This is a genomic window from Novosphingobium kaempferiae (assembly GCF_021227995.1).
Lineage (GTDB): Bacteria > Pseudomonadota > Alphaproteobacteria > Sphingomonadales > Sphingomonadaceae > Novosphingobium > Novosphingobium kaempferiae.
Genome location: NZ_CP089301.1, coordinates 159,485 through 175,346 on the forward strand (window position 1 = coordinate 159,485; position 15,862 = coordinate 175,346).

The following is a 15,862-nucleotide window of genomic DNA, read 5'->3' on the forward strand; positions in this document are numbered from 1 at the left end:
CGTAATCCAGCAACATGTTGCGCACCGAAGCTCTTGCACGTAACGAATACAAAGCGTTAACGACGTTTTGCTATGTGCACCTTTGAACATCGTCGTCCCGCGACGATTCGCACGCCCTGTTCGAGACGGATCGACCGATAGCCATGATCGCATTGCCGCTGCCGTTTCGAGTGACCGCCTGACGCGCGCCTTGCCCGATATCACCACCATCGCCGCGTGCAGCACCGCCCTCGGCGCGATCATGTGCATCGCGATCCTGCTGTCATGGTTCAAGGACGGCCGCCCGACGCAGCGACGCTGGCAGTTCGCGCCCTTCGGGATCGCCGTGCCCGCCGGTGTGCTGCTGACTTATCCCGACGTGCTGCCGGGGCCGCTCGGCCTCATGCTCGGCTGGTTCGCGCTTACAGTGGTCTACGGCTCGGCCTGGCTCGCGGCGCGGGTGACGGCGGGGCGCAAGCCGCTGCCGCTGGTGATGCTCGCGCCTTGCCTCGCGGTACTGTTCTTCACGGCGACGGTGGGCGCGGACGGCGCCTTCCCCGAACTGCGGATGTTGCCGCGCGTGCTGCTCTTCGCGCTGTTCGACGGGCTGGCCGCGCGCGAATTCGCGCGGATGCGCGCACCGCAGTTGCAGTCGGCGACGACGCTCTACTGGATCTTCGCGGTGTTCTGCGTCTTCGAGATCCTGCGCGCGCCCTTCTCGCTTTCGCTGCCCGCACCGTTCGGGCCGAAGGAGACGCAGGTCTGGTCGATCGCGCTGTTCAACTTCCTGATCGTGCTGCAGGGCCTGCTGCTCGGCGTGTTCCTGACCGCGCTCGGACGGGAGCAGCTGGCGGCGCAGCACTACCGCCTCGCCTCGATCGACCCGCTGACGGGCATCGGCAACCGCCGTGCGCTCGACGACCGGATGGAAGCCATCGCACAGACCGGGACGCGGGGCGGCTGCACCGCCGTGGCGCTGCTCGACATCGACCGGTTCAAGGCGATCAACGACGAGCACGGCCACGGCTTCGGCGACATGGTGATCGTCGGCGCGGCGATGGTCGCGCGCGAGGTGCTGGGCGCGGGCAACGTCTTCCGCGTCGGCGGCGAGGAGTTCGCCGCGATCATCGAGGCCCCCTCACCCGAGGCGGTCATGGCCAAGGCTGAGAAGCTGCGCGAAGCGTTCGAGGCGCGGAGCCACGTCAGCGGCGACATCTCGCGCCGCTGCACCGCCAGCGTCGGCGTCGCCATGCTGGAGCCGGGGGACGACCATGCCGCCCGCTTCGCCGCCGCCGACGAGGCGCTCTACGAGGCCAAGCGCCTCGGCCGCAACCGCACGGTCATGGCGCCCTTGCCGGTGCAGGAAGACCCCATCGATTTCCGCGCCGCTGCGGAACGCCGCGCCGCCGGGGTCTGAGCGCTACTTCGCGGTCAACGGATCGCGCACGGCGCGAGCGTGGCCGTCCGCGCCGAAGTCCATGATGACGTCCTTCGCCGGATCGTAGCGCGGCCACGCGGGCAGCTTTCCGCCGTTCGGATCGCCCGTCCTCGCGAAGGCGACCAGTGCATTGCTGATCGTATCGCCCATGGCATCGTCGCGGGCGGTGACGGCCCTGCCGTACTTGATCGCCTGCGTGTCGAAGAAGAACGGTATGTCGGTCGCATGCGCCGCGCCCGGCGTGTCCACCGAGGAGGCGACGTAGGAGAAGCGGTAGGCGTAGACCGGCACGCCCGCCTTCGTCAGCGTCGCCGCGACATCGCGCGCGCCCTTTATCATGCGCCCTTGCGGCCCATCCATGTCGTCGCTGGTCGCGCCGACCATGACCGGCACCTTGGTGAACTGGCCCGAGGCATAGGCCTGCAGCATGTCGACGCCGATGCGCCCGTCCGAGAAGGGGGACGAGAACGGAGGCCGCTGCCCGGTGAACATGGTTTCGAGGTTGAGGTTGTCCACCACCTCGTCCGCCGGAAGCGCGCGCAGCTTCGCCAGCGCCTGCGGATCGGAGGCGGCGATGCCCTTCTTGGCGGCGAAGGCGGTGCCCATCTGCTCGGCCTTGGCCATGTCGCTCTTAATCAGCGAATTGCCGTCGCTGCCCGACATGATGACCGCGCGCTGCACCATGCCCCGGCTCAGCGGCGAGGTCAGCAGCATGTGGACCGCGACGCCGCCCGCGCTCTCGCCGATCAGCGTGATGTTGCCGGGATCGCCGCCGAAGGCCGCGATGTTCTCCCGCACCCATTTCAGCGCGGCGATCTGGTCGAGCGTGCCGTAGTTGCCGAGCAGGCCCTTGTCGGCGTCCTGCTTCGTCAGCTGCGGGTGCGCGAACGTGCCAAAGCGGGCAAGGCGGTAGTTGAAGCTCACCACCATGACGCCTTTCTGCGCCAGCTCCGCACCCGAGTACGTCGGCGGCGAGGAACCGCCGTTCAGGAAGCCGCCGCCGTAGATCCACAGCACCACCGGCAGCTTCGCCTTCGCGCCTTCCGGCTTCCAGACGTTGAGGTAGAGGCAGTCCTCGGCGGGCGGCGTGCCGAGCGGCGCGGCGTCACTGGGGAACGGCTTCTGCATGCAGTCGCTGCCGTAGTCGGCGGCATCGCGCACGCCCTGCCACGGCGCGACCGGCTGCGGCGCGCGCCATCGCAGCTCGCCCACCGGCGGCGCGGCGAAAGGGATGCCCTTCCAGCTTACCACGCCATGATCGACCGTGCCCCTCACCTGCCCGCTCTTCGTCGCAGCGACGGGACCGGCGGCGGCGATGGGGGAGCAGGCGGCAGCCGTGAGCGCGAGCAGCGGCGCGAGGCGAAGAAGGTTCAAATGCGACTCCGTGTTGGCGGTCTTCGAGGCTTTCGTCATCCCGAGACCGGGGCCCGTGCATTGCCGGTGTATCGTATGCAGCAGGGGCTTCGACAAGCTCAGCCTGAGCGGATTCAGATGTATCTTACCAAGCCCGCTCAGGCTGAGCCTGTCGAAGCCCCCTCGGCAGGATGCCTCAGTCGCGAAGCTGCGCCTCGATGTCCTTCTCCAGCGCGGCGGGCTTGTCGGTCGGCGCATAGCGGCGCACCACGCGGCCTTCGCGGTCGATGAGGAACTTGGTGAAGTTCCACTTGATCGACTTCGAGCCCAGCAGGCCCGGCGCCTCGGCCTTGAGCCAGTCGTAGAGCGGCGCGGCGGCGTCGCCGTTGACGTCGATCTTGCCCATCAGCGGGAACGAGAGGCCGAAGTTGACTTCGCAGAACGCGGCGATCTCGTCCGCGCCGCCGGGCTCCTGCTTGCCGAACTGGTTGCAGGGGAAGGCAATGACCTCGAACCCCTGGTCGCGGTACTTGCGCCAGAGTTCCTCCAGCCCCGCGTACTGCGGGGTGAAGCCGCACTTGCTGGCGGTGTTGACCACCAGCAGCACCTTGCCCAGCCGGTCGGCGAGGCTGATCGTCTCGCCATTGGGCAGGGTCGCGGTGAAGTCCGCGATGGTGCGGGCGTCCTTGGTCATGCTTTCACGTCTCTGTATTGTTCAGGCCAGTGGGAAATCGGCCCGGCGCGACAGGTGCCGGATCTCGCCGATGCGGAAGGTGTGATCGCCGTCCTTCTCGATGGCATAGTCGTCCTGCTTGTCTTCCGGCAGCTTCATCACGAAGGAAATCAGTTCTGCCACGGTGCCGCGGCGGATCGTCTTGAAGTTGTGGAACAGGCCGCCACCGTCCTCGCACCTGTGGAGTTCGGCGGTGTCGTCCCAGCCGAAAGAGCGAGGCGGCGTGTTGCCGCCAGTCTGGCCACTGGTCTCGATGGTGGACGGGGTGTCGCTCATGGGCGCTGTCCTTTCTTTCACCTGGTATTTCGATGTGGGAAAGAAAAACGCGAGCGCAACGGGGGTTCCGCCTCCCGTTAAGTAAGAACCCCGTCGTGAAGCCGGACCACGCGATCCATCGCCGCCGCCAGCCGCTCGTTGTGCGTGGCGACGAGCGCGGCGCTGCCCTCTCCGCGCACGAGCGCGAGGAACTGCGCGAACACGCGGTCCGCCGTCGCTTCGTCCAGATTGCCGGTGGGCTCGTCCGCCAGCACCATATGCGGCCGGTTGGCGAGCGCACGGGCCACCGCGACGCGCTGCTGCTCGCCGCCCGAGAGCTTGCTCGGCCGGTGCTCCAGCCGCTGGCCGAGGCCGAGCGCTTCGAGCAGTTCGGTCGCCCGCGCCTCGCAGGCGGAGCGGCCCTTGCCGGTGATGAGCTGGGGCAGCACGACGTTCTCGATCGCGTTGAAGTCCGGCAGCAGGTGGTGGAACTGGTAGACGAAGCCGATGTGATCGCGCCGCACCGCCGCGCGCTGGTCCTTGCCCAGACGGCTGGCGTCGATGCCCGCGATCTCGATCCTGCCGCCGAAGCCGCCTTCGAGCAGGCCGATCGCCTGCAGCATCGTCGACTTGCCCGAGCCCGATGGACCGAGCAGCGCGACGATCTCTCCGGGCCGAACCTCAAGGTTCACCCCGCGCAGGACGTCGATCTTCACCCCGCCCTGCTCGAAGCTGCGGGTCACGTCGGTCAGGCGGACGACCGGGTCAACGATATCATTCATAGCGCAGCACCTGCACGGGATCGGTGCTCGCCGCCTTGTAGGCGGGGTAGAGCGTGGCAAGGAAGCTGAACACCAGCGCCATGATGCAGATCGTGACGATCTCCACCGGGTCGGAGCGCGCGGGCAGCTCGGTCAGGAAGCGGATCGAGGGATCCCACAGGTTCTGGCCCGTCAGGATCTCCACCAGATGCACGATCGGCTGGCGGAAGTAGAGGAACACGAAGCCGATCGCCACGCCCGCCACCGTCCCCATCGCGCCGATGCAGAAGCCCGCGGTCACGAACACCTTCAGCAGCGAGCGCCGCGTCGCGCCCATCGTGCGCAGGATCGCGATGTCGCGCGTCTTGGCGCGTACCAGCATGATGAGCGAGGACAGGATGTTGAACACCGCGACGAGGACGATGATCGAGAGGATCACGAACATCGCCACCCGCTCCACCGCCAGGGCCTCGAACAAAGAGGCGTTGATGGTGCGCCAGTCGGTCACCACGGCGCGGCCCGCAAGCTGGCGGGTAAGCGGGGCGAGGATCTCTCCCACCCGGTCGGGGTTGCTGGTCGTCACCTCGATCATGCCGATCTGGTCGCCGGTCAGCAGCAGCGTCTGCGCGTCCTGCATGGGCATGACCACGAAGGCGTTGTCGTAGTCGTAGACGCCGATCTCGAACACGGCCGCCACGCGATAGGCGATCTGGCGCGGCACCGTGCCGAAGGGCGTGGAGCGCCCTTGCGGATTGATGATGGTGATGACGTCGCCCACCTGCGCGCCGAGGTTCTGGGCAAGCTGCTTGCCGATGGCGACGTTGTCGCTGTCGGGCTTGAGTTCGCCGAGGTTGCCCGCCTTCACCTTGTCGGCGATGCGGGTGATGTCCTCGTTGGTGTTGCCACGCACGATGATCGCCTCGACCCGGCCGTTGAAGCTGGCCAGCAGCGGCTGCTCGATCAGCGGCGAGGCGCGCACGACGCCGGGCGTCTTGCGCACGTCCTGAAGGACGCCCTGCCAGTTGTCGAGGCGGCCGCCGTAGGCCTGGATGATGGCGTGGCCGTTGAGATTGACGATCTTGTCGAAAAGCTCGGCGCGAAAGCCGTTCATCACGCTCATGACGATGACCAGCGCGGCGACGCCGAGCATGACCGCGACGAGGCTGATGCCGGCGACCAGGGCGATGAAGCGCTCACCCTTGCCGGGCAGCATGTAGCGCTTCGCGATCGTCCATTCGAAAGGGGATAGGATCAAGCGAGGGGGTCCGTCTTGCAGAGGCGTTGAGGCATTAGGATGCGCAAGTGTCGCTGGCAAGGCATGGGGGGCGGCGATGGTTCCCGGGTGGAGGGAAATCGCCCTCAGCCGCCGCAGCGATGACTGGCCGCCCTGCTTTTCCCGACCGCACGGAAAGGCCACGATCGCGGCGGAGGAGAGCCATGACCATGAACTTCGCATTTCTTCACGGCGGCGGACAGGGAAGCTGGGTCTGGGCGGAGACGATTGCGGCGCTGCACGCACAAGGCAGCAACGACATAGCCAATGTCCTGACCCTCGACGTGCCCGGATGCGGATCGAAGCGCGATCGCCGCTCGGACGATTTGACCCTTGAAGATGTCGCCGACGAGCTGATCGGAGACATCGAAGCGAGCGGCCTGACGGACGTCGTCCTTGTGGGACATTCACAGGCCGGGCAGGCGATGGCCCTGATGATGACGCGCAGGCCCCGGCTGTTCAGGCGCTGCATCTTCGTTTCCTGCTCCATTCCCCTGCCCAACCAATCCGTGGCCCGGATGATCGGTGACGGCATCAGGGGAGAGAACCCCGACGAAGTCGGCTGGCCGATGGACCCGAAGACCACCCCGATGGAACACCGCTACGATGCGATGTTCTGCAACGACATGGACCTGCCGACCAAGGCCGCGTTCCTCGGCAGGCTCGGAAGTGATCAGTGGCCGCTGCAGACCTACGCCTACACCGCATGGAACTATGATGGGCTCGACGCCGTAGCATCGACTTTCGTGCTGTGCCTGCGTGACAATATCCTTCCGCCTGCCTGGCAAAACGTATTCGCCGAACGCTTCGGCACGGAGCGCACGGTCACGATCGACGCCGGCCATCAGGTGATGAACACCCGCCCCCATGCCCTTGCCGAGGTTCTGCTGATCGAGGCGGGCAACAACGGCGCGACCGTTGCGGACACGTTGTAACCGGCAGACCGCTTACAACCTTGATACTTGTCCGCATTGGACAAACTCGGCAGGGTCGTTGCATGATCCTGATCCTTGCCGCCGCCATGGCAATTGCCGCTTCAGACACGCCCACCTTTCCCGAGCAGGTGCCCGGTCTGATGGAAGCGTGCCTGGAAAACGCGGTTGCTGCGGGCGAAGTGAGCGACACGGAAGACAGCCATAAATATATCTGCGTGGGCGACACGGCCGCGCGGCTCTGGACCTTTCTGGAGCATGCGAAACTCCCACCCTACGAGCAGGATACGCCCGAGGGCCGATGGCTCAGCCGCGAGTTTCCGCTCGGAGGCTGCTTCAAGCGGACTCGGCTGCCAGACGGCGGGCCTGCAACCGATGGGTTATCATGCACCATCTGGGTACCGCGCCCGGTCGTAAGTGCTGGAGAGCAGTGACCCGCATTCCCGCACTCTCCACGTCGAAACCGCCCCCACAGGCTTGCAACACGCACCCGACACCGGCAATCAGCCGCGATGCGCATTGCCCTGTTCGAACCTGAAATCGCCGGAAACGTCGGCGCCGTCCTGCGTCTCGGTGCGTGCATGGGGGCGGCGGTGGACCTCATCGAGCCGATGGGATTCGCATGGGACGACCGCCGCGTGAGGCGCACCGCGATGGACTACATCGACCACGTCAGCATCACCCGCCATGCCGGTTTCGCGGCATTTCGGGAGACCGTCGGCGCGGCGCGGCTGGTGCTGTTCACCACCAAGAGCAGCGAATCCGCCTATGCCTTCCCGTTCCGGCCCGACGACATCCTGATCTTCGGCAAGGAGAGCGCAGGCGTGCCCGCCGAGGTCTCCGACGCCTGCGACGCCCGCGTGCGCCTGCCGATGCGGCCAGAGGTCCGCTCGATGAACCTCGCCACCTCCGCCGCGCTCGCGCTGGGCGAGGCGCTGCGGCAGACGGGGACGCTGCCGGGCTGAACCGCACGGCATCCCGTCATCTTCCCGTCACGGGACAGGCGCAGGAAGCCGCCCCATCCACAGCCCATCCCTTCCCCCTTGCTTTTCGGAGCGATCGCAGCCAAATGCGCGACGCGTTTTGACGCGCCAGTCGGGCTGGACGATACCATGAACATGACTCACCCCTTTCGTGATGCCGATGGGGACAAACTGCGCGAAGAGTGCGGGATTTTCGGCGTTATCGGAGCCAAGGAAGCTGCGGCCATCACCGCCGCCGGGCTCCATTCCCTCCAGCATCGCGGGCAGGAGGCGGTGGGCATCACCAGCTTCTCCGGGGCTGAGTTCCACTCGCATCGCGGCATCGGCCACGTTGCGCAGGTGTTCAGCCAGAAGGAGGTGGACACCCTCCCCGGCTCGATGGCCTCGGGCCACGTGCGCTACGCCACCACCGGCGGCTCGGGCCTGCGCAACGTGCAGCCGCTGTTCGCCGACCTTGCCGCAGGCGGCTTCTCGATCGCCCACAACGGCAACATCTCCAACGCGATGATGCTGAAGCGCGATCTCGTTTCCAAGGGCTCGATCTTCCAGTCGACCTCGGACACCGAGGTCATCATCCACCTCGTCGCCACCAGCCGCTATCCCACGCTGCTCGACCGCTTCGTCGATGCACTGCGCATGGTCGAGGGCGCCTACTCGCTGATCTGCACGACCGCAGAGGGCATGATCGCCTGCCGCGACCCGCTGGGCATCCGCCCGCTGGTGATGGGCCGCATCGGCGACGCCACCGTCTTCGCCTCGGAAACCGTCGCCTTCGACGTGATCGGCGCCGAGTTCGTCCGCTCGATCGAGCCGGGCGAGCTGGTGCAGGTCGACCACAAGGGCACGATCTCCAGCCACCGCCCGTTCGGCAACCCAGCGCCGCGCCCGTGCATCTTCGAGCACGTCTACTTCTCGCGCCCCGATTCGGTCATGGACGGCCGCTCGGTCTACCAGGTGCGCAAGCAGATCGGCATGGAGCTGGCCAAGGAAGCCTTCGCCGACGCCGACGTGGTGATCCCCGTCCCCGACAGCGGCGTCCCCGCCGCCATCGGCTACGCGCAGCAGTCGGGCATCCCGTTCGAGCTGGGCATCATCCGCTCGCACTACGTGGGCCGCACCTTCATCCAGCCGGGCGACGCCGCGCGCCATGCCGACGTGAAGCGCAAGCACAATGCCAACCGCGCCATCGTGGAAGGCAAGCGCATCATCCTCATCGACGATTCGATCGTGCGCGGCACGACGTCGAAGAAGATCGTCGAGATGATGCGCGATGCGGGCGCGGCGGAAGTCCACATGCGCATCGCCAGCCCGCCGACCGAGCATTCGTGCTTCTACGGCGTCGACACGCCCGAGCGCTCCAAGCTGCTCGCCGCGACGATGGACACCGAGGCGATGGCGGACTTCATCAAGGCCGACAGCCTTGCCTTCGTCTCCATCGACGGCCTGTACCGCGCGGTGGGCGAGGAAAAGCGCGCCAACAAGTGCCCGCAGTTCTGCGACGCCTGCTTCACCGGCGACTATCCGACCAAGCTGACCGACTTCTCCGACCGCGTCGCGGAACTGAACGCGGCGTGAGCAAGGCCCCGGAAAGTCAGTTCGAGGGACAGGTCGCGCTCGTCACCGGCGCCAGCCGGGGCATCGGCGAGGCCACCGCGGTGGCGCTTGCGGCACAGGGCGCGCACGTCGTCCTGACCGGGCGCGACACCAGGGCGCTGGAAGGCGTCGAGGAGCGCATCTACCAGGCGGGCGGATCGGCCACCATCGCGCCGGTCGACCTGGTCGAGCCGGACGGCATCGCCCGCCTCGCCAGCGCCGTGCAGGACCGCTGGGGCAAGCTCGACGTACTGGTCATCAACGCGGCGATCCTGCCCGAGTTGACCAGCGTCGCCGACATCGACCAGCGCGCCTTCAACAAGGCGCTGACCACCAACGTCCTCGCCACGCAGGCGCTGATCGCGAACTTCGATCCGCTGCTGAAGAAGAGCCCGGACGCGCGCGTCATCGGCATGACCTCCACGGTCGCCGAAGCGCCCCGCGCCTACTGGGGCGCATACGGCGCCACAAAGGCCGCGTTCGAGGTGCTGCTGGACTGCTACGCGCAGGAAACCGCCAAGGTCTCGAAGATCCGCGTCGCCATCGTCAACCCCGGCGCCACCCGCACCGCCATGCGTGCGCGGGCTTATCCGGGCGAGGCTCCGGCATCGGTCAAGCCGCCCGAAGCGGTGGCCAACCGCATGGTCGCCCTGCTGTCCGAGCAGTTCGCGTCGGGACACCGGGAAACCGTTAACCAGCCGCAGTAAGTGGATCGTAACCCCATTCTGGGACACCTTGCGCTGAACTGACGGTTCTGAGCCGTCGAAACGTGTGAGGTCGCCGATGGTCGACACCCAGAAGGAACGTTACGCCGCTGCGGCGCAGGAAGACCGCAGCGCGATCCGCAATCGCATCTCGATTCCCGCCACGCTGCGCCCCTCCGGTTCCAAGAGCTTCCAGACGGCGGTGCGCGACCTCTCGCTCTCCGGCTTCTCGGCGACTGCGATGGCCCCCATCGCGCCGCGCACGATGTGCTGGCTGACCCTGCCGGGGCGCGAGGATGCGTTGCAGGCCAAGGTCGCCTGGTGGGACAACGGGCTGGTCGGCTGTGCTTTCGAGAAGCTGCTGGAGCCGATGGATCTGGATGCGGTGATGAGCCGCTGGAACGGGGATGGCCGGTCGAGGTGACCTCCATACACCTCGTCATTGCGAGCGCAGCGAAGCAATCGAGGGTTGGCCTATGCCGCTGGATTGCTTCGCTACGCTCGCAATGACGACCCAAGGGGAGATGGACGAAGCAGGGGAAATGACGCCCTGCGATCGCTCAGGACGACGAGCGCCTACCCCTTGACCAGCGTCACCTGCGCCACGTCGATCCCGCCGCCGAGGAACCCGCCCTCGCAGTACATCAGGTAGAACCGCCATAGCCGCACGAAGCGCTCGTCGAAGCCGCGCGGCAGGCGGCCTTCCTCCACGGCCTGATCGAAGTTCTCGCGCCACTGCCGCAAGGTCCGCGCATAATCCGGCCCGAAACCGCGCCGGTCCTGCCACCTGAGCCCCCGCTCCTTCGCCAAGGCGCGGAACTCGCTCTCCTTGATGAGCATGCCGCCGGGGAAGATGAAGGTCTGAATGAAGTCGGCGCTGCGGGCATAGCCTTCGAAGATCGCATCCGGCATCGAGATCAGCTGCAGCGCCGCCCGCCCGCCGGGCTTGAGGTTGCGCGCAATACAGTCGAGGAAATCCGGCCAGTAGGCCCGCCCCACCGCCTCCACCATCTCGACCGAGACGATGGCGTCGTACTGGCCATCGACGTCGCGATAGTCCTGCTTGCGGAAGTCGACGCTGCCCTGCTCCGCCGTCCAGCGGCCGCGCGCGAAGGCGAGCTGTTCGTCCGAGAGGCTGATCGCGTCGACATGCACGGCGTCGTGGCTGGCGACGAAGGCCGCCAGCGTGCCCCAGCCGCAGCCGATCTCCAGCACCCGCTGCCCGGCCTTTAGCTCCAGCCGCTCGATGATGGCGCCTGCCTTGGCCGACTGCGCCACGTCGAGTTCGGTCACGAACTGGCTGTAGGCGTTCGGCCCCGGCTCCACGTCCTCGTACAGAGCGCTCGAATAGAGCATCGTCTCGCCCAGCCACTGCTCGTAGAAGTCGTTGCCGAGATCGTAATGCGCGTGGATGTTCTTCAGCGACCCGCGCCGGGTGTTGCGGTGAAGCGCATGGAGCATGCGCGACAGCAGCCGCCACGGCCCGTGCGCGCGCCCGGTGTCTCCCAGCGCCACGGCATTGTCCATGAACAGAGCGAAGAGCGGGACCGGGTCCGGGCTTTCCCATTCGCCCAGATCCCACGCCTGATACCAGCCCACCGAGCCCGAAGTCGCCAGACGCAGCAGCGCGCGCCAGCTCTTGATATCGACCGTCGCGTCGAAGCCCTGCTGCCGTCCGCCGAGCAGCCGCGTCTCGCCGCCGGGCAGCGTCGTCATGATCGAGCCGCGCTCCAGCCCCATGTCGATGCGATCGAGAATGCGGTGGACCCCGCCGGACCACAGCCGCGCGAACCATTGGGGGCCGACGCCGATGGCGCGTCCCCCTTCTACCAGTTCCCCACCTCTGCCCGGCGCTTGCGCGTTCATGCGCCGATCATGGACTCGAAAAGCGTGTTGGGCAATTGTTCAGGTGCGGGTGCCATATTGCAGGAGACGGCAGGCGCTTCCGACCGGTCAGTCCCTGCCCCAGCGCGGCGCCAGCATGCCGACTTTCGCGCGGTAATCCTCGTAATCGCGTCCGAACAGCCCGACCAGATCGCGCTCCTCGTAGCCGATGGCGATCAGGATGTAGGCCGTCATGCCCAGCGCCAGCAGCAGGTGCCCGCCGCTCATCGCCGGGGTCGCCCAGAAGGCGATGAGGAAGCCCGAATAGAGCGGATGGCGCACGAATCGATAGAACAGCGGCTGCCGGAACCGCGGCGCGGCGGCGCTCTGCCCCCGGGCATGGAGGTACACCTGCTGGAGCCCGAAGAGTTCGAAGTGATTGATGAGGAAGGTGCTCAGCAGCACGAGCAACCACCCGACGGCGAACAGCACCCAGAGCACCGCCGCGCCCGCCGGGTTCGTCACGGTCCAGATGTTCGCCGGGATCGGTCGCCAGAACGCGAAGAGCACGATCAGCACCACGCTCGCGCACAGGACGTAGATGCTGCGCTCCAGCGGCTCGGGCACCATGCGCGTCCAGGCCCGCTTGAAGCCCTGCCGCGCCATGACGCTGTGCTGCACGCCGAACAGCGCGATCAGGAACAGGTCCACCACCACGGCGGCAAGGACACTGCCCTGCGGTCCGCGATCCACCGTCACCGGAAGCCGCGGCAGGTTGCCCACGAAACCGACCAGATAGAGAAACGTCACGAAGAAGATCGCGTAAGCCGCGACGGCGAAAAGAAGAAAGATGCCTCTCATCACGGGCACTCCTTTTCGGGATCGGGATATGTTCTCACTCACGCGCACGATTACGGCGCGGACACCTTATTATGAAACGCAGTGCATCACGAAAGCGCGAGTCGCGCAAGGTTTCGCCATTCCTCCCCCTCCCCGTGCCGGGGAGGAACTGCACTATCCCTTCGCCCGCTGCCAAGCCGCCAGCGCCCGCTCCCGCGCCTCACGATGCTCGATCACCCTGTCCGGATAGCCCTTCGGTCGCTTCCCCGCAGGCGGATCATGGATATCGGCGTCCGACAGGTCCGCCAGCTCCGGCACCCACTCGCGGATATAGGCCGCCGCGTCGAACTTCTCCGACTGGGTCAGCGGCGCCATGATCCGCACGAACATGTTGGCGTCCACGCCCGACCCGGCGGTCCATTGCCAGTTCACCGCGTTGTTGCCGTAGTCGGCATCGACCAGCGTATCCCAGAACCACTGCTCGCCCTCGCGCCAGTCGATCAGCAGATGCTTGATGAGGAAGCTGGCGGCGATCATGCGCACGCGGTTGTGCATCCAGCCGGTGTGCCACAGCTGGCGCATCCCGGCATCGACGATGGGATAGCCGGTGCGCCCCTGCTGCCACGCCTCCAGATCGCGCTGGCTGCGCCGCCACGGGAAGTCGCCGAAGGGGTCGCGGGCGTAGCGGCTGCCGTAGTCGGGATACTGCAGGATCACGTTCTGCGCATAGTCGCGCCAGCCGATCTCGCCCAGGAACGTGCCGACCGATCCGCCCGCATCCGCCACCGCATGCCAGACCTGCGCCGGGGAGAGTTCGCCGAAGTGCAGGTGCGGCGAGAGTTGCGAGGTGCCCTCTACCGACGGCAGGTTGCGCTGGCGTTCGTAGGCGGCGGCCTCGTCCACGAAAGCGCTCAGGTTGCGATGCGCCCCCGCCTCGCCCGGCCGCCACATGTCGCGCAGGCCGCCCGCCCAGTCGGGCTTGCTCGGCAGCAGGTTCCAGTCGGCCAGCGTGTCGGACTTCGGCCACTGCGTCGGTGCGGCAATGGTCTGCGGACGGCGCTGCGGCTCAGGCGGCGGCATGTGTTCGCGCAGCGCCCGCCAGAACGGAGTGTAGATCTTGTAGAGCCCGCCCGACCCGGTGGTGATGGAGCCGGGCGGAGCAAGGTAGTTGCCATGGTGCAGATGGAGGTCGAGCGCCTTGCCCACCGCCCTCTCGGCATTGCGCCACCACGGCTCGTAATGATACAGCGCATGGACTTCGCGCGTGCCCACTTCCTCGGCCAGCTGCGCCAGCACCTCGTCGCTGCGGCCCCGGCGCAGGATCAGGCACGATCCCTTCTCACGCAACGCGGCGTCAAGCGCTTCCAGCGAATGGTGCAACCACCAACGCGAGGCACCGCCCATGGCGCGATGCTTCGGCGTCTCGTCGTCACAGATGTAGACAGGGACGACCGGCCCCTTGCGCGCGGCTTCGGCGATGGCAGGCTGGTCGGACAGGCGCAGGTCGCGCCGCAGCCAGACGATGACGGGTGAACTCATGAGCAGCGCAACGCCTCTTTTCTATGCGCGTTCCATAGCCTGATGGCGCAAAGTTCCCATGGGTTTCGCATAGATCGCCGCAAGGCGCTGCTCTGTGGCGCTCTGTGCTGGCTAGGTGTCGTTCTGTGCACGCTGGCGGTGCATGGCGGACAGGCCGAAATGCTGGACCGGGCGGGCCTGCTTTTCTGGCGCGATGATACGCTCGCCCCGCGCGGTTCCACCAAATTGCTGGAGATGGTGCGCGACGTGACGGCACTCGGCGGGGTGCTGCTGCGCAACCTCCTCGCCATTGCCGCAGTGGTCGGCCTGCTGTTCCTGAAACTGCGCCGGGAAGCCGCGCTTTTCACCCTCACCGTCATCAGCGGATGGCTGGTCAGCGGCGCGCTCAAGGCACTGGTCGGGCGCGAGAGGCCGGAAATCGTGCCGCACCTGACCGAAGCGGGCGGGCACAGTTTCCCGAGCGGTCACAGCTTCGGCGCGGCGGTGGTCTATATCGCGATGGCGCTGGCGTTTGCAGCGCTGAGCCCGCGGATTTCCGTGCGTTGGACGCTGATCGGCGCGGCCATGGCGCTCAGCCTCGCCATCGCCTGGAGCCGCGTCTGGCTGGGCGTCCACTGGCCGAGCGACGTGATTGCAGGCTGGCTCGGCGGCGCCGGCTGGGCCTTCCTGGCGAGCGCCCTGCTCCACCGGCCCGCAAAGGCGATCGAGGAGGAGCTCAGCGAGGCGGACAGCCCGGACCGGGCGTAGGCACATCGGCGGCAACCGCGAAGCTGCCGACTACGCGAGGCCCGGAAAACCGCGCATCACCGAAAGTGACGGTGGCGGAACAGGCCCGCCGCTCGATCCGCGCCACCGGCATCTGAGCCCAAGCAAGGAACTTGCGAACCTCCGGCGTCGCCACGGCCGCCCGCTGGACGAGCGGGTCGCCCATGTTGTCGAGCTCAGGCGCAGAGACCTCCGAAAGCCCCTGCCCCAGCGGGTCGTAGCGTGCGTGCGTGATCGTCCCGGCCTGCCGCCACACCATCTCCCGTCGCCAGAACAGCAGCGGCTCGGGCGCGGCGAAGATGCGGTCGGCGTCAATCCCGGGCGCCGCCCATGCCTGCGCGGAAATGGCGATGTTGACGCCGATGAAGCCGATCACGCCCGCCAGTGCGGCCGTCGCAGGCCCGCCCCACTGCCGCCGCCGCGACAGCCAGATCCCCGCGCCCAGCATCGCCAGCAGCCAGGGCGAGATGATGAACAGGCCGTCGGTATGGAACCACCGCTCGCTCGCCGGGGAGAGCAGCTGGACGGCATAAGTGTTCTGCAGGTCCAGCAGCGGATGCGTCAGCGCGCCCAGATAGCACAGGGCCAGCAACCAGCCGAAGCGCATCGGCAAGCCGCTGGCGAAAGCGCTCCCCCGCGAGACCTGCCAGCGGTCCAGCAGCCACAGCAGCCCCGCCAGCAGCGGCGGCATCAGCAGCACGCCGCCGACGAGGCCATGCGTGAACCCGCGGTGCATCGCCAGCGGCGCCCATGACGACCAGCCGAAGAACACATCGATGTCCGGCATGTTCGCGGCAAGCACGCAGGCGGCCAGCCCCTTGCGGGTCAGGCGCTTGAGCCCGGTTTCGGCGAGCGCCCAGCCGACGAGGCTGTGCGTGAGGTTATCCATG

Annotated in this window: 17 protein-coding genes; 8 read left to right on the forward strand and 9 right to left on the reverse strand. The window is 67.2% G+C overall.

Going from position 1 to position 15,862, the window contains the following annotated elements:
• The first annotated feature begins 190 nt into the window (after window positions 1–190).
• The gene (locus tag LO787_RS00795; RefSeq protein WP_232493994.1) at window positions 191–1,396 is read left to right on the forward strand and encodes a GGDEF domain-containing protein; all 1,206 of its coding nucleotides are present in this window, start codon (window positions 191–193) and stop codon (window positions 1,394–1,396) included.
• 3 nt (window positions 1,397–1,399) lie between these two features.
• Here the strand turns inward: LO787_RS00795 and LO787_RS00800 are convergent, their stop codons facing one another.
• The 5 genes from LO787_RS00800 to LO787_RS00820 all read right to left on the reverse strand — a co-directional run bounded on the left by LO787_RS00800 (window position 1,400) and on the right by LO787_RS00820 (window position 5,774).
• Complete coding sequence (locus tag LO787_RS00800; RefSeq protein ID WP_420847782.1) at window positions 1,400–2,791, reverse strand: carboxylesterase/lipase family protein; 1,392 nt, start codon at window positions 2,789–2,791, stop codon at window positions 1,400–1,402.
• Window positions 2,792–2,966: 175 nt separating this feature from the next.
• The gene (locus LO787_RS00805) at window positions 2,967–3,464 is read right to left on the reverse strand and encodes a glutathione peroxidase (protein ID WP_232493995.1); all 498 of its coding nucleotides are present in this window, start codon (window positions 3,462–3,464) and stop codon (window positions 2,967–2,969) included.
• 21 nt (window positions 3,465–3,485) lie between these two features.
• Entirely contained in the window at window positions 3,486–3,779 is a 294-nt protein-coding gene (locus tag LO787_RS00810; protein ID WP_232493996.1) for a hypothetical protein, read from the reverse strand.
• 77 nt (window positions 3,780–3,856) lie between these two features.
• On the reverse strand, window positions 3,857–4,540 hold the full coding sequence (locus tag LO787_RS00815; RefSeq protein ID WP_232493997.1) for an ABC transporter ATP-binding protein: 684 nt from the start codon (window positions 4,538–4,540) through the stop codon (window positions 3,857–3,859).
• Entirely contained in the window at window positions 4,533–5,774 is a 1,242-nt protein-coding gene (locus tag LO787_RS00820) for a lipoprotein-releasing ABC transporter permease subunit (protein ID WP_232493998.1), read from the reverse strand. The genes LO787_RS00815 and LO787_RS00820 overlap by 8 nt, the downstream gene beginning before the upstream one ends.
• Window positions 5,775–5,893: 119 nt before the next feature.
• Between LO787_RS00820 and LO787_RS00825 the strand changes: the two genes are divergently transcribed.
• The 6 genes from LO787_RS00825 to LO787_RS00850 all read left to right on the forward strand — a co-directional run bounded on the left by LO787_RS00825 (window position 5,894) and on the right by LO787_RS00850 (window position 10,428).
• Window positions 5,894–6,727 carry an alpha/beta fold hydrolase gene (locus LO787_RS00825; protein ID WP_232493999.1) on the forward strand — a complete coding sequence of 278 codons (834 nt, stop codon included), beginning with the start codon at window positions 5,894–5,896 and terminating at the stop codon, window positions 6,725–6,727.
• Between the two features lie 62 nt (window positions 6,728–6,789).
• The gene (locus LO787_RS00830; RefSeq protein WP_232494000.1) at window positions 6,790–7,158 is read left to right on the forward strand and encodes a hypothetical protein; all 369 of its coding nucleotides are present in this window, start codon (window positions 6,790–6,792) and stop codon (window positions 7,156–7,158) included.
• A 78-nt stretch (window positions 7,159–7,236) separates the two neighbouring features.
• On the forward strand, window positions 7,237–7,689 hold the full coding sequence (locus tag LO787_RS00835) for a tRNA (cytidine(34)-2'-O)-methyltransferase (RefSeq protein WP_232494001.1): 453 nt from the start codon (window positions 7,237–7,239) through the stop codon (window positions 7,687–7,689).
• Between the two features lie 147 nt (window positions 7,690–7,836).
• On the forward strand, window positions 7,837–9,282 hold the full coding sequence (gene purF, locus LO787_RS00840; protein ID WP_232494002.1) for an amidophosphoribosyltransferase: 1,446 nt from the start codon (window positions 7,837–7,839) through the stop codon (window positions 9,280–9,282).
• Window positions 9,279–10,007 (forward strand): SDR family NAD(P)-dependent oxidoreductase, encoded by a 729-nt coding sequence (locus LO787_RS00845; protein ID WP_232494003.1) that lies wholly within the window; start codon window positions 9,279–9,281, stop codon window positions 10,005–10,007. Before purF ends, LO787_RS00845 begins: the two co-directional genes overlap by 4 nt.
• A gap of 76 nt (window positions 10,008–10,083) precedes the next feature.
• On the forward strand, window positions 10,084–10,428 hold the full coding sequence (locus LO787_RS00850) for a PilZ domain-containing protein (RefSeq protein ID WP_232494004.1): 345 nt from the start codon (window positions 10,084–10,086) through the stop codon (window positions 10,426–10,428).
• Between the two features lie 152 nt (window positions 10,429–10,580).
• On the opposite strand, the gene LO787_RS00855 is transcribed toward LO787_RS00850, so the two are convergent.
• The 3 genes from LO787_RS00855 to LO787_RS00865 all read right to left on the reverse strand — a co-directional run bounded on the left by LO787_RS00855 (window position 10,581) and on the right by LO787_RS00865 (window position 14,207).
• The gene (locus LO787_RS00855) at window positions 10,581–11,870 is read right to left on the reverse strand and encodes an SAM-dependent methyltransferase (RefSeq protein WP_232494005.1); all 1,290 of its coding nucleotides are present in this window, start codon (window positions 11,868–11,870) and stop codon (window positions 10,581–10,583) included.
• An 87-nt stretch (window positions 11,871–11,957) separates the two neighbouring features.
• Window positions 11,958–12,689: a methanethiol S-methyltransferase gene (mddA, locus tag LO787_RS00860; protein WP_232494006.1), complete on the reverse strand. Its 732-nt coding sequence runs from the start codon at window positions 12,687–12,689 to the stop codon at window positions 11,958–11,960.
• 153 nt (window positions 12,690–12,842) lie between these two features.
• Window positions 12,843–14,207, reverse strand: a complete 1,365-nt coding sequence (locus tag LO787_RS00865; protein ID WP_232494007.1) for a cryptochrome/photolyase family protein — start codon at window positions 14,205–14,207, stop codon at window positions 12,843–12,845.
• 42 nt (window positions 14,208–14,249) lie between these two features.
• Here LO787_RS00865 and LO787_RS00870 point away from each other — a divergent pair, with 42 nt between their 5' ends.
• On the forward strand, window positions 14,250–14,954 hold the full coding sequence (locus LO787_RS00870; RefSeq protein ID WP_232494008.1) for a phosphatase PAP2 family protein: 705 nt from the start codon (window positions 14,250–14,252) through the stop codon (window positions 14,952–14,954).
• Here the strand turns inward: LO787_RS00870 and LO787_RS00875 are convergent.
• Entirely contained in the window at window positions 14,923–15,861 is a 939-nt protein-coding gene (locus LO787_RS00875) for a metal-dependent hydrolase (RefSeq protein WP_232494009.1), read from the reverse strand. The genes LO787_RS00870 and LO787_RS00875 overlap by 32 nt on opposite strands.
• Window position 15,862: the final 1 nt, after the last annotated feature.